This window comes from Aeromonas sp. ASNIH7, assembly GCF_002903485.1.
In the GTDB taxonomy this organism is placed as follows: domain Bacteria; phylum Pseudomonadota; class Gammaproteobacteria; order Enterobacterales; family Aeromonadaceae; genus Aeromonas; species Aeromonas caviae.
Map to the genome: position 1 here is coordinate 2,397,223 of NZ_CP026226.1, position 19,529 is coordinate 2,416,751.

Here is a 19,529-nt window from a genome sequence, read left to right on the forward strand (position 1 = left end):
CCATCCCGGGGCGCCAGATTGTATTGATGGATCGGCCCAGGCCGGAATCACCTTTGGGAGTTTGGTAATGGCGATAGCCTCCAGTGCCTACAAGAAAGCCCTCGAGGGCAGCCAGCAGCGTAAAGAAGTGCTGGTCAAAATAGACAGGGTAAGCAAGCAGTTCGACGAAACGCTGGCGGTCGACAACGTGTCTCTCAACATCCACAAGGGCGAGATCTTCGCCCTGCTGGGTGGGTCCGGCTCCGGCAAGTCCACCTTGCTGCGGATGCTGGCCGGGTTCGAGCGACCCACGGAAGGACGGCTGTTCCTCGACGGCGTCGACATTACCGACATGCCGCCCTATGAACGCCCCATCAACATGATGTTCCAGTCCTATGCCCTGTTCCCCCACATGACGGTGGCCCAGAACATCGCCTTCGGCCTCAAGCAGGATGGCCTGCCCAAGGCGGAGATCGATGCCCGGGTGGAAGAGATGCTCAAGCTGGTGCAGATGACCCAGTACGCCCGCCGCAAGCCGCACCAGCTCTCCGGTGGTCAGCGTCAGCGGGTGGCGCTGGCTCGTTCCCTGGCCAAGCGTCCCAAGCTGCTGCTGCTGGATGAGCCCATGGGGGCGCTCGACAAGAAGCTGCGCTCCACCATGCAGCTCGAGCTGGTCGAGATCATCGAGCGGGTGGGCGTGACCTGCGTCATGGTGACCCACGATCAGGAAGAAGCCATGACCATGGCCGAGCGGATCGCCATCATGCACCTCGGTTGCATCGAGCAGATCGGCAGCCCGATGGACATCTACGAGACCCCGGCCAGTCGGCTGGTGTGCGAGTTCATCGGCAACGTCAACCTGTTTGACGGCCTGCTGGTGGAGGATGAGCAGGACCACGCCATCATCGCCTGTGCGGATCTGGAGCAGCCCATCTATGTGGGTCACGGCATCAGCTCCCGGGCGGAGAACAAGAAGGTCACCTATGCCCTGCGTCCGGAAAAACTGCTGATGAGCCTGCAAAAGCCGGAAGAGATCGAGCATCCGGACTTCAACTGGACCAAGGGCGAGGTTTATGACATCGCCTATCTGGGCGGCCATTCCGTGTATCACATCCAGTTGCCCTCGGGCAAAATCGTTCAGGCTTTCATCGCCAATGCCGAACGCCACGGCAAACGGCCGACCTGGGATGACCAGGTGTTCCTCTACTGGGAAGATGACAGCGGCGTGGTGCTGCAATCATGAAGGCATTGAGACGACTCAAACAGGTGGGAGGGCGGCAGCTGGTCATCGGTATCCCCTTCTTCTGGCTGTTCCTCTTCTTCCTGCTGCCCTTCATCATCGTCGTGAAGATCAGCTTCGCCGAAGCGGACGTGGCCATCCCGCCCTACACGGACGTGGTGAGCTGGGCAGACAATCAGCTCACCATACTGCTCAACCTGGGCAACTACCTGCTGCTGCAGGAGGATGAGCTCTATATCGCGGCTTATCTGGGGTCCCTCAAGATAGCCCTGGTCAGCACCCTGCTCTGCCTGTTGATCGGTTATCCCATGGCTTACGCCATTTCGCGGGCCAACAAGGAGACCCAGACCGTTCTGCTGCTGCTCATCATGATGCCGACCTGGACGGCGATCCTGATCCGGGTATACGCCTGGATGGGGATCCTCAGCAACAACGGCCTGCTCAACAGTGTCCTGCTGGGCATCGGGGTGATCGACGAACCGCTGCAGATCCTCAATACCAACCTGGCGGTCTATATCGGCATCGTTTACTCCTACCTGCCGTTCATGGTGCTGCCGCTTTATGCCAACCTGGTCAAGCACGACCAGAGCCTGCTGGAGGCGGCCTCCGATCTGGGTGCCCGCAACCTGACCCGGTTCTGGCAGATCACGGTGCCACTCTCCAAGAACGGCATCATCGCCGGTTGCATGCTGGTCTTCATCCCGGTGGTGGGCGAGTTCGTCATCCCCGAGATGCTGGGTGGCCCGGAGACCCTGATGATCGGCAAGGTGTTGTGGCAGGAGTTCTTCAACAACCGTGACTGGCCGGTGGCCTCCGCCCTGGCGGTGGTGATGCTGGCGGTGCTGATCATTCCCATCATCCTGTTCAACCGCAACCAGGCCAAAGAGCTGGAGGGCAAGGCATGAGACGTTTCGGTTTTGCCAAGCTGATGCTGTGGCTGGGGCTGCTGTTCATCTACCTGCCCATGATCATCATGGTCATCTACTCCTTCAACGCCTCCAAGCTGGTGACGGTGTGGGGAGGCTGGTCGCTCAAGTGGTACTTCGGCCTGCTCGACAACAAACAGTTGATCGGGTCCGTGTTCCGCTCCCTGGAGATCGCCTTCTACACCGCCATCGCGGCGGTGGCGCTGGGGACGGTGGCGGCCTTCGTGCTGACCCGGATCCCTCACTTCCGTGGCCGGACCCTGTTCGGCGGCATGGTGACGGCGCCGCTGGTGATGCCCGAGGTGATCACCGGTCTCTCCCTGCTGCTGTTGTTCGTGGCCATGGCCCAGCTGGTGGGTTGGCCCGCGGAGCGGGGCATGCTGACCATCTGGATAGCACATACCACCTTCTGTACCGCCTATGTGGCGATCGTGGTGTCGGCGCGGCTGCGGGAGCTGGATCTCTCCATCGAGGAGGCGGCCATGGACCTGGGTGCCAAGCCCTGGAAGGTGTTCTTCCTGATCACCATCCCGATGATCGCCCCGTCGCTGGCGGCGGGTGGCATGATGTCGTTCGCCCTGTCGCTGGATGATCTGGTGCTGGCGAGCTTCGTCTCCGGCCCGGGTTCGACCACCTTGCCGATGGAAGTGTTCTCGGCGGTGCGCCTCGGCGTGAAGCCCGAGATCAACGCCATCGCGAGCCTGATCCTGCTGTCGGTATCCCTGTTCACCTTCGGTAGCTGGTATCTGATGGCCCGGGCGGAGAAACGCCGCCGTGCCGAAATCGCCATGACCACCCAGATGCAGGCAGTTGCCTGACCTGCCCCGTGATAAGATCCGCATTCCCCCATCCGTCAGGAGAATGGAATGCGGATCTCCCTCTTCATCGGCCAGAGTGCCGAACTGAACCCAGAGCAGGCCCCCGGCCTCATCAGTGCCATCCACAAGCAGCCTGCCGACGCCCCTCTGTGGTGCGATTTCCTCGGCCTTCGCGGGGATGAGCAGAGCGACGGACGCCATCATGGCGGCCCGGATCGGGCCCTGCACCATTACCCTGCGGAGCACTACGCCTGGTGGAAAACCTGGCAAACCGCGCTGGGACTGCCTGTACCGCGCACACCCTGGCAGCCTGCCGCCTTTGGCGAGAATCTCTCTGGTTCGGGGCTGACGGAGGTGCAGGCTTGCATCGGCGATGTCTATCGACTTGGAGAGGCGCTGATCCAGATAAGCCAGCCCAGATCCCCCTGTTTCAAGCTCAACCAGCGCTTTGGCTATGGCCAGCTCTCCCAGGTGATGCAGCTGAGTGGTCGCTGTGGCTGGCTGCTGCGGGTGCTGGAAGAGGGAAGGGTGGATCCGCAGGGGGAGCTGACACTGGTGGACAGACCCTACCCTGAGCTGACGGTGAAGCGCACCGCCGACATCCTGTTCAACCAGGCCCGCAACGAGGAAGAGCTGCAACTGCTGCTGGAGAACCCGGCGCTCTCTCCCAACTGGCGCCAGCATGCGGCTCATTGGCTGGAACATGGAGTGGTGGCGGATTGGAGCCGGCGTTTGCTGGGGCCGACCGAGTTCAGGTTGCCTCGACAGGACTGAAGGCAGGCGGAAAGATACCTTGTGGGCGATTTTTCCTGCTACTCGCTGAATTATTGAGCGTAAAGCCATTTTTTTAGAGTGAATGCAAAAAAAGGCTTGTGTCGGGTCGGGGCTTTCGGTAAATTCTCGCCCCGCAGACATCGGTGTGTAGCGCAGCTTGGTAGCGCACTTCGTTCGGGACGAAGGGGTCGGAGGTTCGAATCCTCTCACACCGACCACATTTGAAAAGGCCGCTCAATGAGCGGCCTTTTCGCATTTGGTCTGTTGAAGCAAAGCTGACATTTCCATTGTCGATTGCTGCAGCTGCTGCTCCGATCTTCCTCATTTGCCCAACTAAAAGGGCCACCGCTCGGTGGCCCCACTGGTGGAGTCTGATCCTGACTCCGGCACTCTAGATTGTGACAATCTCGTTGTGGGTCTTGTCGATGGTGCCCTCCTTGCGCCCCAGGCGCTCATTCAGATATGCCAGTGTTGATGCCGCAATGCCTTGAAACCGTGTTGGGTTTGCAGGGCCGCATGCTTGGGGTACTCACTAATGAAATGTGCTATTCCCTCCATCAGTTGTGAACGCAGCGAAGACACGGGCTCATGCCAGGCTTGCAGGCAGAGATGACCAGGGATCAGCTGCTCTCGATACGCTTCCAGCAGCGATTCCGGCCAGGGCTCGATATGGGAATCGTGACGCAGTAAATAGTGGGCGGCGGGTTCACGGGCATAGATGAACTGAACTTGGGCCAGGTCGCGTTGGCTTAGCGTTTGGCTGCCGATATGGCAAGTCAGATATTTTCCCGTCTTCAGATTCAGGAAGTGACCGCGTTGCCGACAGGCAATGATGCGATACCAGGGCAGGGGTGAACAGAGAGAATACCCCTCCAGCTCCTGTTCCAACCAGTGACGGCACTCTGGGGTCTGCACTTCTTCGCGCATGGCCTCAAGTCGTGTCAGCAAGGCTCTGGATGGTTGGGTAGCCAGTATCGCGCTCATCGTCTGCAATCCTCCCTCTGCACAGAATCCCGACTTTCAGTATGGACCCTGAGCGGAGGAGGGGGTAAGAATTCTAATGATTAAAATCAGCTTAGAAGCGCACTTTTTATGCAATAAAAACCATTAGCCGACGAGGTAGGTCCCCGTGCCGAAGGCGATGTGAGTGCCCTCTTCGTTGTGCAGCTCCATGCGGGCGACTGCGACCTTGCTGCCTGCCCGGATGATGTGGGCGGTGGCGATGAACTCGTTGCCGCGACCGGGACGAAGATAGTCCACCCGCAGATCGATGGTGCCAAGTCGCGAGAAGCGCTCCTTGAGATAGCTGGGGGAGAAGTCCTCCAACTCGTCGATGCAGGAGGCGGCGACTATCATGCCGCCCGCCACATCGAGCAGGCTGGCGGTGACGCCGCCGTGCAGTATGTTGTGGAAAGGGTTGCCGATGAGCTTCTGTTCCATCTTGATGCGCAGCTCCACCTTGTCGAAGTCGTAGTGGGTGACTTGCATGCCGATCAGCTTGTTGAAGGGCATTTTTTCGGCGAACAGGTTGGCTATGCCACTGAGCGCCATCTTCTTGAGCATCTGTTTCATTCCTTGAGTCCGCCCTGTCATCAAAGCCGAGTAAAAACTCCAGCCAGTCTGCAACACTTCCTTAACAGTCGCAATGGCAGGTTTATTGTGGGCGGCGGCTGCTTTAGAATGGCGACCCCAAAGGAGAGCCCATGACCGCCATTGCCGAAACCCTGCCTGACCCCCAGCCAGAGAATCCCCTTGCCCTGCTGCAGGCGGTGTTCGGCTATCAGCAATTTCGGCCGGGCCAGCTCGAAATCATCGAGCAGATCGTGGCGGGGCGCGATGCGCTGGTGCTCAAGCCCACCGGTGGCGGCAAGTCGCTCTGCTACCAGATCCCGGCGTTGCTGCGCCCCGGGCTCGGGGTAGTGGTCTCCCCCCTCATCTCGCTGATGAAGGATCAGGTCGACACCCTGCGCGCCAACGGCGTGGCGGCGGTCTACATCAACTCGGCCCTGAGCCGGGAGGAGATGATCCAGAACTTTGCCGCCATGCGCCGGGGCGAGATCAAGCTGGTTTATGTTTCCCCCGAGCGTTTGCTGCAGCACGAGTTCATGGACCGGTTGGCGGAGCTGCCCCTCGGCCTGTTCGCCATCGACGAGGCCCACTGCGTCTCCCAGTGGGGGCACGATTTTCGGCCGGAATACGCGGCGCTGGGACGGCTCAAGCAGTGGTTCCCCCAGGTGCCCGTGGTGGCGCTCACCGCCACCGCCGACGAGGCGACCCGCAGCGACATGCTGCACCGGCTGGAACTGAACGATCCCTTCATCCACACCGCCAGCTTCGATCGGCCCAATATCCGCTACAGCCTGGTGGAGAAGTTCAAGGCAGCGGAGCAGCTGCTGCGCTACGTGCAGAGCCAGAAGGGCAACTGCGGCATCGTCTACTGCTCCAGCCGCAATCGGGTGGAGGAGGTGGCCGAGCGGCTATCCCGTCACGGCTGCAAGGCGGCACCCTATCATGCCGGTCTGCCGCTGGAGCTGCGTCAGCAGACCCAGGAGGCCTTCCTCAAGGATGACATCGAGATCGTGGTGGCGACGGTGGCGTTCGGCATGGGCATCGACAAGCCCAACGTGCGCTTCGTGGTGCACTACGACATCCCGAAGAACATCGAATCCTACTATCAGGAAACCGGCCGCGCCGGGCGTGACGGCACCCCGGCCGAGGCGCTGCTGCTCTACGATCCTGCCGATATCGGCCGGGTGCGCCGGCTGCTCGACAACATCGAAAACCCCCAGCAGTTGCAGGTGGAGCAGTACAAGCTCAACGTGATGGCGGCCTTCGCCGAGGCGCAGACCTGCCGCCGTCAGGTGCTGCTCAACTACTTCGGCGAGTACAACGACAAGCCGTGCGGCAACTGCGACATCTGCCTCGATCCGCCCCAGAGTTATGACGGCACCGAAGATGCCCAGAAAGCGCTCTCCTGCGTCTGGCGGGTGGGACAGAATTTCGGGGTGGGTTATGTGGTGGAGGTGCTGCGCGGATCGCTGAACCAGCGCATCAAGGATCACGGTCACGACAAGCTGTCGACCTACGGCATCGGCAAGGATCAGAGCCACGAATACTGGATGAGCGTCATCCGCCAGCTGATCCACAAGGGGTTGCTGACCCAGAACATCACCCGCAATCTGGTGTTGCAGCTGACCGAAGCGGCTCGACCCGTGCTGCGTGGCGAGATGAAGCTTGAACTGGCAGTCCCCCGCCTGCAGCCCATCTCCAGTCGCAAGGAGAAGCGCAACGGCCTGCTCGACAACGCCAACTATGACAAGCGGCTGTTCAAGGAGCTGCGCGCCCTGCGCAAGCAGATCGCCGAGGATGAAGAGGTGCCGCCCTATGTGGTGTTCAACGACGCCACCCTGGTTGAGATGGCACAGCTCATGCCGATGACCGAGGAGGAAATGCTGGCGGTCAACGGTGTCGGTCACCGCAAGCTGGAGCGCTTCGGTGAGGCCTTTATGGACCTGATCATCGACTACTGCCGCCGGTAGGGTCGGCCCAGGTAGACCTTGTCATCGACCGCTGCAGGCCCAGGCCGGTAGGCTGGCACAACAAGTAGGCTGGCACAACAAACAGTGGAAAGGCGCCCGTTGGTCGGCGCCATGCATTATTTCAGGCTGGCGTAATAGGCTGCCAGATTCTCCATGTCCGCCTCGGTCAGCATCGCCATGAAGGGAACCATCAGCGGCTCGGTACGGGAACCCTCCTTGAACGCTTTCATCTGCTTGAGCAAATAGGCCTGGTTCTGGCCCGCGAGGTGGGGGTAGGTCGGGACGCTCGCCTTGCCATCCGCGCCATGACAGGCGGCACAGACCACGGATTTGGCCTTGCCTGCGTCTATGTCGGCCGCCTTGGCCTGATGGCCCCAGGCAAGCGCCAGCAGGGGCAGGGTATAGACCCACTTTGGCATCGTCTTCTCCTTGAAATGAATAATCGTGATCGCCTGTTAGCCTCGACGAGCCGACGGCGGTATAAAGAGTGACACGAGCATACGCAGGGACAACCTCCATCACCATGAAGTTGATCAACACTTTTGCCACCGAACTCCCTTGGGCTTGCGAGCCCGTTGCCCCGCAGCCGCTGCATGGCCCCAGATTGCTGCATCTGAACCGTGCGCTGCTTGGTGAGCTGGGGCTCGGGGAGGTGAGCGAGGCGCAGTGGCTCGCTTGTTGCGGCCAGGGGCAGCCCCTGCCGGGCATGCAGCCGGTGGCCCAGGTCTATGCGGGCCACCAGTTCGGTGGTTACAGCCCGCGCCTCGGGGATGGCCGCGCTCTGCTGCTGGGGGAGCAGCTGGCGCCTGATGCCAGCCGCTGGGACCTGCACCTCAAAGGGGCGGGCAAGACGCCATTCTCCCGCTTCGGCGACGGCCGTGCCGTGCTGCGATCCAGCATTCGCGAGTACCTGGCTTCCGAGGCGCTGCATGCCCTCGGCATTCCCACCACCCGGGCTCTGGTGCTGCTGGGCAGTGACGAGCCTGTCTACCGGGAGCAGGTGGAGAGCGGGGCGACCGTGCTGCGCACCGCGCCGAGCCATCTGCGCTTCGGTCATTTCGAGTATTTCGCCTGGAGCGGGCAGGGGGAGAAGATCCCCGCCCTCATCGACTATGTGCGGCGTTACCACTTCCCCGAGCTGGCCGATGGCGCCGAGCTGTTTGCCGAAGTAGTGCGCCGCACCGCGCGGCTCATCGCCAAGTGGCAGGCGGCGGGGTTCTGTCACGGGGTGATGAACACCGACAACATGTCCCTGCTCGGGCTGACCCTGGATTACGGCCCCTACGGTTTCATCGAGGCCTATGTGCCGGACTTCGTCTGCAACCACTCGGATCCGGATGGTCGCTATGCGCTGGATCAGCAGCCTGCGGTCGGATACTGGAACCTGCAGAAGCTGGCACAGGCGCTGGCCGGCCATGTGGATGGCGACGCGCTCGCGTCGGCCCTGGCCCAGTACGAGCACCAGCTGATGTTGCACTACTCCGAGCTGATGCGCGCCAAGCTGGGGCTGGCGGTGTGGGAAGAGGAGGATCCGGCGCTGTTCCGCGAGTTGTTCCGGCTGCTGGCGGCGCACAAGGTGGATTACCACCTCTTCCTGCGACGTCTCGGTGAGGTGACGCGAGAGGGAGCGTGGCCCGCCAGCCTGCTGGCCCTGTTGCCGGATCCTGCCGTCTGGCAGGGGTGGCTTGAGGTCTATCGGGCACGCCTCGCCCGGGAAGGGAGCGAGGATGGCGTGCGCAAGGGGCAGATGGATGCAGTCAATCCCAAGTATGTGCTGCGCAACGCCCTGGCCCAGCAGGTGATCGAGGCGGCAGAGCAGGGCGACATGGCGCCGTTCGAGCGGCTGTTTGCGGCCCTGCAGCATCCCTATGATGAGCAACCGGCATACGAGGATCTCGCCACTCCGCATCCGGGCTGGTATTGCGGGGGCGAGCTCTCGTGCAGCAGTTGAGGAACCACAGATGAACTGGCGTATCACGCAGACAGACAGGGAAGCCGGGGTGGTGATGCTGACCTGCCCGGGCCTTGACTGGGACAGCTTCCCGACCTTGGCCGAGGCCCTGTTGCAGGAGTGGGAGCTGGCGGCCCTCGAGCGGGAGTGGGGGGCGGATCGCCACAGCTGGCTGCTGGAGTTTGAAGGCAGCCGCTTTCGGCTCGAGTACGAGCATTACAGCGGCTGCTGGCTGGCGGCGGTGCAGCCGGACGACGCGGAGGCGCTGCTCTGGCTGGCTCGGCAGTCCCGGGAGTGAGCTTGGCGTGCGATGCGAGTCAATCCCTTGAGATAACCGCATAAAGATTGAACTATCAATTTTGGGGCGTATAATCTCGCCCCTTGATTATCGCCATGGTGGCGATATGGGTTCCCTAACCCCATTAACCAAAAAGGTCACAATATGAACCTGACTCCGGCTCAGTACCAGACGGCACTGATGCGTCTCTCGTTGTTCCACATCCTGATCATTGCCAGCAGCAACTACCTGGTGCAGCTGCCGATCACCATCTTTGGCTTCCACACCACCTGGGGTGCCTTCAGCTTCCCGTTCATTTTCCTGGCCACCGATCTGACGGTGCGGATCTTCGGCGCCGGCCTGGCGCGCAAGATCATCCAGACCGTGATGCTGCCGGCATTGACCGTGTCCTACGTGCTCTCGGTGCTCTTCTTCGAAGGGAGCTTCCAGGGGGTGGGCAATCTGGCAGAGTTCAATCTCTTTGTTGCCCGGATCGCGTTAGCCAGCTTTATGGCCTATCTGGTGGGCCAGTTCATGGATGTGGTGGTGTTCAACCGCCTGCGCCTGCTGAAAGCCTGGTGGGTGGCACCGGCGGCCTCCACCCTGTTCGGCAATCTGGTGGATACCATCGCCTTCTTCAGCATCGCCTTCTGGCGCAGCACGGATCCCTTCATGGCCGAGCACTGGGTCGAGATCGCGACCGTGGATTACGTATTCAAGTTGCTGATAAGTCTGGGGTTGTTTGTGCCGCTTTACGGTGTGCTGCTGCGCTATCTCAGCCGCAAGCTGGTGGGGGAGGCCGGATTGGCTGACCTGCAAGCTGCTACGCGACAAGCCTGATGAGATTGACCACCCCCATGGGTGGTCAATTTTTTTGCGATCTTCGCAAATAAGGCTTGCACAGTTAAATGAGAATGATTATTGTTACCTTGTTTTCCGGGAAAGACTTCATTTGTTCCAACGTGATGGACTTCTTGTGAAGGCACGACATTGCTCACATTGCTTCCAGTTAAGGGGCCAGTAGTTTACTGGCCCTCTTTTTTTTGCGTCTTTTCCGCCATCAGCGGGCATAAAAAATGGGAGCCAGGGCTCCCATTTTCACTCAGCGTTATTTACTCGATGTCGAGGGCATCGGGGGAGAGGATCACCCCTGTGGTATCGGCATAGAGGTGGTCATCCGGCAGGAAGGTGACGCCGCCGAAGTTGACCGGCAGATCGGTTTCCCCGATATCCTTGCTGTCGGCGCCCACCGGAATGGCCGCCAGGGCCTGAATGCCGATGTCGAGATCTTCCAGGATATCGACCTCACGGACGCAACCGTAGCAGACGATCCCTTCCCACTCATTTTCCGCTGCCGTGGTGGCGATCTCGCTGTCGATCAGGGCACGACGCATGGAGCCGCCACCGTCGATCAACAGCACGCGACCAACGCCGTTCTCCTTGACCAGTTCACGGATAAGACCGTTCGATTCGAAGCATTTGACTGTGGTGATGACGCCGCCGAAAGAGGCGCGGCCGCCGAAGGAGCAGAGCATGGGTTCGAGTACATCCACCATGTCCTGATAGATGTCGCACAGTTCTGAAGTGTTGTATTCCATTGTGTCAGATCCACCGCTGGAAACAGGTGGATCCAGTATAAGGAGTGGGGTTGGCATTTCAACGACTATTCCTTGCCCAGTGGCGGGAAATGCCGTTTTTGCGCGAAAGCGGCCCCGCGTCATGGCAGGAGCCGCAGACGGTCAGCCTCGGGCCCTAGAGCAGGAACAGGGTCGCCAGCCCCAGGAAGATGAAGAAGCCGCCGGTGTCGGTGATGGCGGTGATCATCACGCTGGCCCCCACCGCCGGGTCGCGCCCCAGCCGGCTCATGGTCATGGGGATGATGACCCCCATCAGGGCCGCCACCAGCAGGTTGAGGATCATGGCGAGCGTCATCACGCCCCCCAGCGCCGCATCCTGATAGAGCAGGAAGGTGGCGATGCCCATGATGCCGCCCCACACCAGGCCGTTGATCAGGGCCACCCCCAGCTCGCGCCACAGCAGGAAGGAGACGTTGCCTGTCTGGATGTGCTGCAGCGCCAGCGCCCGCACTATCATGGTGATGGTCTGGTTGCCGGTGTTGCCGCCGATCCCGGCGACGATGGGCATCAGGGCCGCCAGTGCCACCAGCTGGGAGATGGTGTGCTCGAACAGGCCGATCACCCGCGATGCCACGAAGGCGGTGCAGAGGTTGATGGCGAGCCAGGCCCAGCGGGTCTTGACCGCCTTGGAGACGGGGGCGAACACGTCTTCTTCCTCGCTGATCCCCCCATCCGGCGCAGATCGGTGTCGCTCTCTTCATAGACCAGATCCACCACCTCGGCGACGGTGAGCCGGCCCATCAGCTTGCCCCTGGCATCCACCACGGCGGCGGAGACCAGGTCGTCCCGCTCGAAGGTGCGGGCGGCGGCCTCGTCGTTGTCTTCCGGATCGAAGGTGACCGGATCCTTCTCCATCGCGTCGCTCACCAGGGTCTCGGGCTTGTGCAGCAGCACGGCGGTGAGGGGTAGCTCCCCCTGCAGCCGGTTGCGCCGATCGGTGACAAACAGCTTGTCGGTGTTCTCGGGGATCTGGCCGCGCAGGCGCAGATAGCGCTGGACGGTGGCCAGGGTCACGTCGGGCCGCACCGTGATGAGCTCGAAGTCCATCATGGCGCCGACCGTGTGCTTGCCGTAGCGGATCACCTCCCGCACCTTGTCCCTGTCCACCGGCGCCATGGAGGTGAGCAGCCGCCCCATCAGGTTGCGGGGCAGGTGCTGGCCCAGGTAGATCTGGTCGTCGATGTCGAGGGTGCTCAGGGCGTGCAGGAGTTCTTTGTCGCTCATGCCGCTGATGAGGCTGTCCCACACCGTCTCCGACGCTTCCACCAGGATCTGGCCGTGCTTGTCTGCATCCACTTGCTGCCACAGCACGTGGCGCTCGTCCGGCGGCAGGGACTCCAGCGCATCGGCGATATCGGCGGCGGGCAGGCTGTTGACCAGCCGGGTCAGCTCGCTGGTCTGGTCCCGCAGCTCTGCGTCCTGCTCCCCTTGCGGGTCGAGCAGGCTCTCGGTGAGGGCGTCATCGGCCAGCAGCAGCGTGAGGATGCGGGCTCTGTCGTGTTCACGCTGTTTGGCGCTGTTCTTGGGGGGAGGGACATGAAGCAGAATTCCTGAATTCGGTGATCCGGCGGACAGTCCCCATAGGATACCAGACTCAAAACAAGAGGTTATGACAGTAAATGCAGAAAAAGAAACGCCACCCGAGGGTGGCGTTGGAATAGATGCAGCGATCAGGCCGAGGCCAGGGCCGCGTCGGCGGCGCCTCCTTGCCCGAACCAGGCAAGCTGGTCCGCCAGGGTCACAACAGATCCCACCATGATGAGGGCCGGGCTCTCGACGCCCACCGCCAGCGCGGGCAACTGATCGAGGGTACCGCGAATGACCCGCTGGCTTGGCTGGGTGCCACGCTCAATCAGCGCCACCGGGGTGTCGCCCCCCTTGCCGTGGGTCAGCAACTGTTCGCGGATGGTGGCGCAGGAGGAGAGTCCCATATAGAACACCAGCGTCTGTTTGTCCTTGGCCAGCAGCGGCCAGTCGAGATCCCGGGCGCCCCCCTTGCCGTGGGCGGTGACGAAACGGACGCTCTGGGCGTGATCGCGGTGGGTCAGCGGAATACCGGCGTAGGCCGCGCAGCCGCTGGCCGCGGTGATGCCGGGTACCACCTGAAAACCGATGCCAGTGCCGACCAGCGTCTCCAGCTCCTCGCCGCCACGGCCGAAGATGAAGGGGTCGCCCCCCTTCAGCCGCACTATCCGTTGCCCCTTCTTTGCCTCCTCCAGCAAGAGCTGGTTGATCCCCTCCTGCGGCACGCAGTGGTTTCCCGCCTGCTTGCCGACGAAGATGCGCTTGGCATCGCGGCGCACCAGCGCCATCACCTCGTCGGAGACCAGTCGGTCATAGACCACCACGTCCGCCTGCTGCATCTGGCGCAGGGCGTGCAGGGTGAGCAGGCCCGGATCGCCGGGGCCGGCTCCCACCAGCACCACTTCGCCAGCGCTCTGGCTCTCGTCGGCAAACAGGCTGTCGGCCAGCTGATTGGCAGAGGCACTATCACCGCGGGCCAGCGCCTGACCGAGCCGGTCGGCTCCGAGCAGCCGCTCCCAGAAGCGACGCCGCTCGCCCATGGAGGCGAAGCGGGCCTTGACCCGATCCCGCAAGCTGCCGGCGAAGGTCGCCACGGCCCCCAGATGTTGCGGCAGCAGGGCCTCGAGTTTTTCCCGCAGCAAGCGGGCCAGCACCGGCGCCTTGCCACCGGAGGAGATGGCCACCATCAGGGGCGAGCGATCGATGATCGACGGCATGATGAAGCTGGAGCGTTTCGGGTCATCCACCACGTTGGCAAAGATCCGCGCCATATTGGCGCTCTGGTAGACCAGGGCATTCACCTCGCGCCGATCGGTGGCGGCTACCACCAGCCACTTGCCCGCCAGTTGTTCCGATGCAAATTCACCGGCGAGCCACTCGATGCTGCCGTTGGCAGCCAGCTCCGTCAGCTCGGGGTCGAGCTCGGGCGCGACCACGGTGAGGTGGGCACCGGCATCCAGCAGCAGGCGCGCCTTGCGCTGTGCTACCTCGCCGCCGCCGACCAGCAGCACGGGTTTGTTGTCGAGTCGGCAAAAGATGGGCAAGTAGTCCATGGGGCCTCCTGATCAGGCGGTTTGGGTCTGGCTGGCAGTGGTGGTGGCGTCGCTCACCGCGACCGGGCGCTCAGCCTTGGGGGTGGCATACCAGTAGCCGAGGCCCATGAAGAGGGCACCGGAGACGGTGTTGCCCAGGGTCACCCACAGCAGGTTGTGGCCGATGCCGCTCAGGGTGTAGGCCTCCGAGTGGGCGCCAAACCAGGAGAGGGCGAACAGGGTCATGTTGGCGACCGAGTGCTCGTAGCCGGAGGCGATGAAGGCGAGCAGGCACCACCAGATGGCGATGAACTTGGCGGCACCCTCGGTGCGCAGCGCCATCCAGATGGCGAGGCAGACCAGCCAGTTGCAGAGGATCCCCTTCATAAACAGGGTCAGCGCCGGTGCCTGGGTCTTGGCCAGCGCCACCTTGTGGGCCAGACTGCCCGCGTCCGGCAGCAGGCTGCCGCCGTAGGAGTAGATCAGCGCCACCAGGATGGAGCCAATCAGGTTGCCCGCCCAGGTCTGCGGCAGGATACGCAGCAGGTCGGCCATGGTGATTTTGCCGGTCTTCACCCCGAAGGTGAGGAACATGGTGTGGCCGGTAAACAGCTCGGAGCCGGCGATGACAACTAAGGTCAGGGCGATGCCGAAGGTGGCCCCCATCACCAGCGGCCGGATGGCGGGATCCACCAGATTGCCGAGGGTGAAGATGAGGATGATGCCAAGGCCCACATAGGCCCCCGCCATGGCGGAGCTGAGCCAGAAGCCGAGCTTGTCGCTGCGCTCGAAGCGGTTGATGCGGGCCGCGTTGGCGGCGCACTTGTTGATGGTTTCGGTATACATCTTTGTTTCCTTCAAGAGGGCCGCCCGCGGGCAGCCCTGACTGTTTTTTAACCCCCTCCCTGCCTCCCCCTTGTCAAGGGGGAGGGGCTTTTTGCTCCCTCCCCTGTGAAGGGGAGGGCCGGGGTGGGGTCTGGTGTTAGACGGCGACCCAGACCTGCTGGTCGCGCACTTCAACGGGGTAGCTCTGCACCGACATCTCAGGGTTGTCGAAACAGTGGCCGTCGCTCAGGCGAAAGCGCTGCTTCTTGAGCGGGCTGGCCACCCAGAGCTCGCCGTCGTGTTCGCAAATCAGGCCCCGCGACAGCACGTTGGCGGCGAAGAAGGGATCCCGGTTGTCGATGGCGAACACCTCGGCCGCCGCGCTCGGGCGGAACAGAGCGATCTGACGACCCTCGATCAGAGCGCAGACGCCGGTGCCCGGCAGGATGTCGTTGAGTTGGCAGGCAAGTTTCATCGCTTAATCTCCACCTCAAGTTGGATGGACTGGCTATCGAGCTGGGCGCAAACGTCCATGCAGCCCGACAGGATGTTGTTGAGTTGGCAGGCAAATTTCATCATTTGGTTTCCACCTCGATCTGGTAGACGGGGATGCGCTCGGCCGGGGTCGCCGGTCGATGCTGGTCGCGTTCGCTGACGAACTGAACGTCCGGATCGCGCTTGTCGCTGTTGATGAAGTGGCTGAAACGCTTGAGCGCTTCCTCTTCGTTGAGGGTGCGCGACCATTCGCACTCGTAGCTGTCGATGAGGGTCTGGATATCGCGTTCCAGCGTCTCGGCCAGTCCCAGCTTGTCATCGACGATCACCTCGCGCAGGTAGTCGACGCCCCCTTCCAGGTTGCCGAGCCAGACCGAGGTGCGCTGCAGTTTGTCGGCGCTGGTGACGTAGAACATCATGAAACGGTCGATCAGCTTGATGAGGGTCTCTCGGTCGAGGTCAGACGCCAGCAGGTCGGCGTGGCGCGGCTTCATGCCGCCGTTGCCACCCACATAGAGGTTCCAGCCCGCGTCGGTGGCGATGATGCCGACATCCTTGCCCTGGGCCTCCGCACACTCGCGGGTGCAGCCGGAGACGCCGAACTTCATCTTGTGGGGGGTGCGAATGCCCTTGTAGCGGTTCTCGAGGAAGACCCCGAGGCCGACGCTGTCCTGTACGCCGAAGCGGCACCAGGTGCTGCCGACGCAGGTCTTGGCCATGCGCAGCGCCTTGGCGTAGGCCTGACCGGTCTCGAATCCGGCCGCCAGCAGCTTGCGCCAGATGGCGGGCAGATCATCCTTCTGGGCTCCGAACAGACCGATGCGCTGGGCGCCGGTGATCTTGGTGTAGAGCTTGTAGTCGCGGGCCACTTCGGCCACTGCCAGCAGCCCTTCCGGGGTCACTTCGCCGCCGGCCATGCGCGGGATGACGGAGTAGCTGCCGTCTTTTTGCATGTTGCCGAGGAAGATGTCGTTGGTGTCCTGCAACGGGATGTTGCGCGGGCTCAGCACATGCTCGTTCCAGCAGGAGGCGAGGATGGAGCCGACGGTCGGTTTGCACACCTCGCAGCCATAGCCCTGACCGTGCTTGGCCAGCAGCTCGTCGAAGCTCTTGATCCCCTCCACCTTGACCAGATGGAACAGCTCTTGACGGGAGTGGGGGAAGTGGGCGCAGAGGTGGTTGTTGACCTCGATGCCCTGCTTCACCAGTTCGGCGTTGAGCACCTGACTGATGAGCGGCACGCAGCCGCCGCAGCCGGTACCGGCCTTGGTGTGCTGCTTGATGGCGGCCAGCGTGGTGTGACCTTCGGCCACCGCCTTGGCGATGTCGCCCTTGGAGACGTCGAAGCAGGAGCAGATCTGGGCGCTCTCCGGCAGGGCATCCACCCCCAGCGTCGGCTTGGCACCTGCGTAGGCAGGCAGGATCAGGGTGTCCGGGTGGCTCGGCAGCGGCAGGGCATTGAGCATCATCTGCAGCAGGTTGCCGTAATCTTCCACGTCACCCACCAGCACGGCGCCGAGCAATCGGCTGTTGTCCTCGCTCACCACGATCTTCTTGTAGACGCCGGCCTGATCGTCCTGGAACACATAGCTGTGGCTGCCCGGGGTGCGGCCGTGAGCATCGCCGATGGAGCCGACGGAGACGCCGAGCAGCTTGAGCTTGGCGCTCATGTCTGCCCCCTCAAAACGGCTGTCGCCGCCGAGCAGGTGGTCGACGGTGATCTGGGCCATCTTGTAGCCCGGTGCCACCAGCCCGAAGAAGCGGCCCTGCCAGGCGGCGCACTCGCCGATGGCATAGATGTCGGGGTCTGAGGTGAGGCAGTGATCGTCGATGACGATGCCGCCGCGCTCGGCGATGGCGAGATCACCGTAACGGCCGAGGGTATCTTGCGGGCGAATGCCGGTGGAGAAGACCACCACGTCCACTTCCAGCTGGCTGCCATCGGCAAAGGCGAGGCGGTGTTTCGCCTGCTCACCGCCATGCATCAGGATCTCGCTGGTGCTCTTGCTGGTGTGTACCTGCACGCCCATGGATTCAATCTTGCGGCGCAGCAGCTGGCCGCCCTGACCGTCGAGCTGCTCGGCCATCAGCACAGGGGCAAATTCCACCACGTGGGTTTCGAGACCCAGCGCCTTGAGGGCGCCGGCGGCTTCGAGGCCAAGCAGGCCGCCCCCGATCACCACCCCGCTCTTGCCGCTCTTGGCGGCGCTGCGGATGGCTTTCAGATCCTCGATGGTGCGATAGACGAAGCACTCGTGGTGCTGGCTGCCCGCAATGGGCGGCACCCAGGGGTAGGAGCCGGTGGCCAGCACCAGCTTGTCGTACCCGACCACAGTGCCCTTGTTGGAGTGCACTTCGCGGTTGGCCCTGTCGATTTTTTTCACCGCTTCGCCGAGCAGCAGGCGGATGCCGTGCTTGTCGTAGAAGCCGGGTTTGACGAGGGAGAGATCTTCGCTGGTGTGATGGGAGAAGTAGGAGGAGAGATGGACGCGATCGTAGGCGGGACGGGGTTCTGCACCGAAGACGGTGATCTCGTAGCGGCCCGGATCGGCCCGCTCGATCAGCTCTTCAATGAAGCGGTGCCCCACCATGCCGTTGCCCACAACGACCAGTCTGACTTTGCTCATAGTTGCCTCAAGTTTGGAGTAATAAAACATCATTCTGGGGCTAGGCTACCCAGTCGGCAGGGGTGGGCGATTGATGCAAATCAAGTGTCTATTTATATATCTCCTCAGGGGTAATTCGAGAAAATTCAACACTATACAAAAATAGGTATACCAGTTAATGATTTCTGGGCTGGCTCGGGGTGAGGGATGGTGGAGGGAAAGCTCGGTTTACCAACTGCCGGGGAGTGAAAACTTATGTCGGAAAAAGGCCGGTCTCGCACTGGGCGAGACCGGCATCAGCTGAACAAGGTGGCGCGTCAGGCGATATGGCGGCGGAACATGGCGAGCGCCAGCGACAGGGTGACGCCGGCGATGGCGAGCAGCGGCCAGAGCAGGGGCCAGGCGGCCGACCAGTCGAACCCCTTGAGGAAGACCCCCTTGAGCAGCACGATGAAGTGGGTGAGGGGGTCGATGGCCGCCAGCCACTGGAACACCTGGGGCATGTTCTCCACCGGCGAGATGTAGCCCGAGAGGATCACCGCCGGGACGGTGAAGGAGAAGACCCCGAGAAAGGCCTGCTGCTGGGTCGAGCAGAACGACGAGATGAAGAGCCCGATCCCGGCCAGTGCCAGCCCGTAGCAGACCATGCCCGCCATCAGCAGGCTGAGGCTGCCGGCAAAGGGGAGGTGAAAGACAAAACGGGCGGCCAGCGCGACTATGCACCCTTGCCCCACCGCCACCATGATGCCGGGCACCGCCTTGCCCGCCATGATCCAGCCTGCGGTGAGGGGAGAGACCAGCAGCTGATCGAAGGTGCCTTCTTCCCGCTCCCGCGCGACCGAGAGGGCGGTGACAATCAGGCAGCCGGTGGTGGTGATGATGGCCACCAGCGCCGGCAGGATATGCCAGTGGAATTCGACGTTGGGGTTGTAGAGGTTGCGGACTGCCAGCTCGGGTTGCCCCTTGCCCTCACTTTGCCAGCGGGCGATCACCTGACTGATGTAGCCAGCCGCCACCTGACCGCCGTTGGAGCGGCGGCCATCGATAATCAGCTGCACCCTGGCCGGTTCGCCCCGCGCCAGCCGACGCGAGAAATCCCCCGGAATAATCAGCCCGAGCAGTGCCTGCTGCCCGGTGATGGCCTCGGTCATGCCCGCCTCGCCCTGCACCGGGATGATGGTGGTAAAGGCGGGCATATGGGTGAGGCGCTCCAGCAGCTCGCGGCTCTGGGCCCCGCCATCCTGGTTGTAGATGGCCAGCGTGTTGCCGGTCACCTCCAGAGTGGCGGCGAACGGGAAGAGGGCGGTTTGCAGCAGCACCGGCATGATGAGCAGAAAGCGCCCCTGGGTATTGCCCATCAGGGCCTGCAGCTCTTTTCGGATCAGCCACCAGAGTCGGATCAGCAT

General features: G+C 62.4%; 17 protein-coding genes, 1 tRNA gene and 1 pseudogene. 9 read left to right on the forward strand and 10 right to left on the reverse strand.

Going from position 1 to position 19,529, the window contains the following annotated elements; all coding sequences use genetic code 11:
- The first annotated feature begins 67 nt into the window (after window positions 1-67).
- The 5 genes from potA to C2U47_RS11290 all read left to right on the forward strand — a co-directional run bounded on the left by potA (window position 68) and on the right by C2U47_RS11290 (window position 3,955).
- Complete coding sequence (potA, locus tag C2U47_RS11270) at window positions 68-1,222, forward strand: polyamine ABC transporter ATP-binding protein (RefSeq protein ID WP_010676056.1); 1,155 nt, start codon at window positions 68-70, stop codon at window positions 1,220-1,222.
- Window positions 1,219-2,124: an ABC transporter permease subunit gene (locus tag C2U47_RS11275; protein ID WP_010676055.1), complete on the forward strand. Its 906-nt coding sequence runs from the start codon at window positions 1,219-1,221 to the stop codon at window positions 2,122-2,124. Before potA ends, C2U47_RS11275 begins: the two co-directional genes overlap by 4 nt.
- Window positions 2,121-2,963: an ABC transporter permease subunit gene (locus C2U47_RS11280; protein ID WP_010676054.1), complete on the forward strand. Its 843-nt coding sequence runs from the start codon at window positions 2,121-2,123 to the stop codon at window positions 2,961-2,963. The genes C2U47_RS11275 and C2U47_RS11280 overlap by 4 nt, the downstream gene beginning before the upstream one ends.
- Window positions 2,964-3,011: 48 nt before the next feature.
- Window positions 3,012-3,737 (forward strand): MOSC domain-containing protein, encoded by a 726-nt coding sequence (locus tag C2U47_RS11285; RefSeq protein ID WP_049636069.1) that lies wholly within the window; start codon window positions 3,012-3,014, stop codon window positions 3,735-3,737.
- Between the two features lie 141 nt (window positions 3,738-3,878).
- Window positions 3,879-3,955, forward strand: a tRNA-Pro gene (locus tag C2U47_RS11290).
- A 238-nt stretch (window positions 3,956-4,193) separates the two neighbouring features.
- Here C2U47_RS11290 and C2U47_RS11295 read toward each other — a convergent pair.
- Both C2U47_RS11295 and C2U47_RS11300 read right to left on the reverse strand, forming a co-directional pair.
- Entirely contained in the window at window positions 4,194-4,721 is a 528-nt protein-coding gene (locus C2U47_RS11295) for an AbiTii domain-containing protein (RefSeq protein ID WP_010676052.1), read from the reverse strand.
- A 123-nt stretch (window positions 4,722-4,844) separates the two neighbouring features.
- Window positions 4,845-5,309, reverse strand: coding sequence for a thioesterase family protein (locus C2U47_RS11300; protein ID WP_039039661.1), 465 nt, complete (start codon window positions 5,307-5,309; stop codon window positions 4,845-4,847).
- 131 nt (window positions 5,310-5,440) lie between these two features.
- Here C2U47_RS11300 and recQ point away from each other — a divergent pair, with 131 nt between their 5' ends.
- On the forward strand, window positions 5,441-7,276 hold the full coding sequence (recQ, locus tag C2U47_RS11305) for an ATP-dependent DNA helicase RecQ (RefSeq protein WP_049636068.1): 1,836 nt from the start codon (window positions 5,441-5,443) through the stop codon (window positions 7,274-7,276).
- Window positions 7,277-7,392: 116 nt separating this feature from the next.
- Here recQ and C2U47_RS11310 read toward each other — a convergent pair whose 3' ends face one another.
- Entirely contained in the window at window positions 7,393-7,695 is a 303-nt protein-coding gene (locus C2U47_RS11310; protein WP_043153448.1) for a c-type cytochrome, read from the reverse strand.
- Window positions 7,696-7,799: 104 nt separating this feature from the next.
- On the opposite strand from C2U47_RS11310, the gene C2U47_RS11315 reads away from it, so the two are divergent.
- The 3 genes from C2U47_RS11315 to C2U47_RS11325 all read left to right on the forward strand — a co-directional run bounded on the left by C2U47_RS11315 (window position 7,800) and on the right by C2U47_RS11325 (window position 10,344).
- A complete protein-coding gene (locus tag C2U47_RS11315; RefSeq protein WP_049636067.1) occupies window positions 7,800-9,227 on the forward strand; it encodes a protein adenylyltransferase SelO in 1,428 nt (475 codons plus the stop codon).
- A 10-nt stretch (window positions 9,228-9,237) separates the two neighbouring features.
- The gene (locus C2U47_RS11320) at window positions 9,238-9,525 is read left to right on the forward strand and encodes a DUF3630 family protein (RefSeq protein ID WP_041211964.1); all 288 of its coding nucleotides are present in this window, start codon (window positions 9,238-9,240) and stop codon (window positions 9,523-9,525) included.
- 144 nt (window positions 9,526-9,669) lie between these two features.
- Window positions 9,670-10,344, forward strand: coding sequence for a 7-cyano-7-deazaguanine/7-aminomethyl-7-deazaguanine transporter (locus tag C2U47_RS11325; RefSeq protein WP_103261660.1), 675 nt, complete (start codon window positions 9,670-9,672; stop codon window positions 10,342-10,344).
- Between the two features lie 272 nt (window positions 10,345-10,616).
- Here C2U47_RS11325 and rraA read toward each other — a convergent pair whose 3' ends face one another.
- The 7 genes and pseudogenes from rraA to C2U47_RS11360 all read right to left on the reverse strand — a co-directional run bounded on the left by rraA (window position 10,617) and on the right by C2U47_RS11360 (window position 19,529).
- On the reverse strand, window positions 10,617-11,102 hold the full coding sequence (gene rraA, locus C2U47_RS11330) for a ribonuclease E activity regulator RraA (protein ID WP_010676045.1): 486 nt from the start codon (window positions 11,100-11,102) through the stop codon (window positions 10,617-10,619).
- 154 nt (window positions 11,103-11,256) lie between these two features.
- Window positions 11,257-12,679: pseudogene (gene mgtE, locus C2U47_RS11335) on the reverse strand (magnesium transporter).
- Between the two features lie 132 nt (window positions 12,680-12,811).
- The gene (gene cysG / locus C2U47_RS11340; RefSeq protein ID WP_049636065.1) at window positions 12,812-14,218 is read right to left on the reverse strand and encodes a siroheme synthase CysG; all 1,407 of its coding nucleotides are present in this window, start codon (window positions 14,216-14,218) and stop codon (window positions 12,812-12,814) included.
- Window positions 14,219-14,230: 12 nt separating this feature from the next.
- Complete coding sequence (nirC, locus tag C2U47_RS11345; RefSeq protein WP_049636064.1) at window positions 14,231-15,043, reverse strand: nitrite transporter NirC; 813 nt, start codon at window positions 15,041-15,043, stop codon at window positions 14,231-14,233.
- A gap of 136 nt (window positions 15,044-15,179) precedes the next feature.
- Window positions 15,180-15,497 carry a nitrite reductase small subunit NirD gene (nirD, locus tag C2U47_RS11350; protein ID WP_029314869.1) on the reverse strand — a complete coding sequence of 106 codons (318 nt, stop codon included), beginning with the start codon at window positions 15,495-15,497 and terminating at the stop codon, window positions 15,180-15,182.
- A gap of 100 nt (window positions 15,498-15,597) precedes the next feature.
- The gene (gene nirB, locus C2U47_RS11355; protein WP_042864761.1) at window positions 15,598-18,144 is read right to left on the reverse strand and encodes a nitrite reductase large subunit NirB; all 2,547 of its coding nucleotides are present in this window, start codon (window positions 18,142-18,144) and stop codon (window positions 15,598-15,600) included.
- A gap of 296 nt (window positions 18,145-18,440) precedes the next feature.
- On the reverse strand, window positions 18,441-19,529 hold the full coding sequence (locus tag C2U47_RS11360) for an ABC transporter permease (RefSeq protein ID WP_102948952.1): 1,089 nt from the start codon (window positions 19,527-19,529) through the stop codon (window positions 18,441-18,443).

Bases quoted from the DNA above. Each gene is read 5' to 3' on its own strand.
- potA (WP_010676056.1), top strand. From the start codon at position 68: ATGGCGATAGCCTCCAGTGCCTACAAGAAAGCCCTCGAGGGCAGCCAG.
- C2U47_RS11275 (WP_010676055.1), top strand. From the start codon at position 1,219: ATGAAGGCATTGAGACGACTCAAACAGGTGGGAGGGCGGCAGCTGGTC.
- C2U47_RS11280 (WP_010676054.1), top strand. From the start codon at position 2,121: ATGAGACGTTTCGGTTTTGCCAAGCTGATGCTGTGGCTGGGGCTGCTG.
- C2U47_RS11285 (WP_049636069.1), top strand. From the start codon at position 3,012: ATGCGGATCTCCCTCTTCATCGGCCAGAGTGCCGAACTGAACCCAGAG.
- C2U47_RS11295 (WP_010676052.1), bottom strand. From the start codon at position 4,721: ATGAGCGCGATACTGGCTACCCAACCATCCAGAGCCTTGCTGACACGA.
- C2U47_RS11300 (WP_039039661.1), bottom strand. From the start codon at position 5,309: ATGAAACAGATGCTCAAGAAGATGGCGCTCAGTGGCATAGCCAACCTG.
- recQ (WP_049636068.1), top strand. From the start codon at position 5,441: ATGACCGCCATTGCCGAAACCCTGCCTGACCCCCAGCCAGAGAATCCC.
- C2U47_RS11310 (WP_043153448.1), bottom strand. From the start codon at position 7,695: ATGCCAAAGTGGGTCTATACCCTGCCCCTGCTGGCGCTTGCCTGGGGC.
- C2U47_RS11315 (WP_049636067.1), top strand. From the start codon at position 7,800: ATGAAGTTGATCAACACTTTTGCCACCGAACTCCCTTGGGCTTGCGAG.
- C2U47_RS11320 (WP_041211964.1), top strand. From the start codon at position 9,238: ATGAACTGGCGTATCACGCAGACAGACAGGGAAGCCGGGGTGGTGATG.
- C2U47_RS11325 (WP_103261660.1), top strand. From the start codon at position 9,670: ATGAACCTGACTCCGGCTCAGTACCAGACGGCACTGATGCGTCTCTCG.
- rraA (WP_010676045.1), bottom strand. From the start codon at position 11,102: ATGGAATACAACACTTCAGAACTGTGCGACATCTATCAGGACATGGTG.
- cysG (WP_049636065.1), bottom strand. From the start codon at position 14,218: ATGGACTACTTGCCCATCTTTTGCCGACTCGACAACAAACCCGTGCTG.
- nirC (WP_049636064.1), bottom strand. From the start codon at position 15,043: ATGTATACCGAAACCATCAACAAGTGCGCCGCCAACGCGGCCCGCATC.
- nirD (WP_029314869.1), bottom strand. From the start codon at position 15,497: ATGAAACTTGCCTGCCAACTCAACGACATCCTGCCGGGCACCGGCGTC.
- nirB (WP_042864761.1), bottom strand. From the start codon at position 18,144: ATGAGCAAAGTCAGACTGGTCGTTGTGGGCAACGGCATGGTGGGGCAC.
- C2U47_RS11360 (WP_102948952.1), bottom strand. From the start codon at position 19,529: ATGCTGATCCGACTCTGGTGGCTGATCCGAAAAGAGCTGCAGGCCCTG.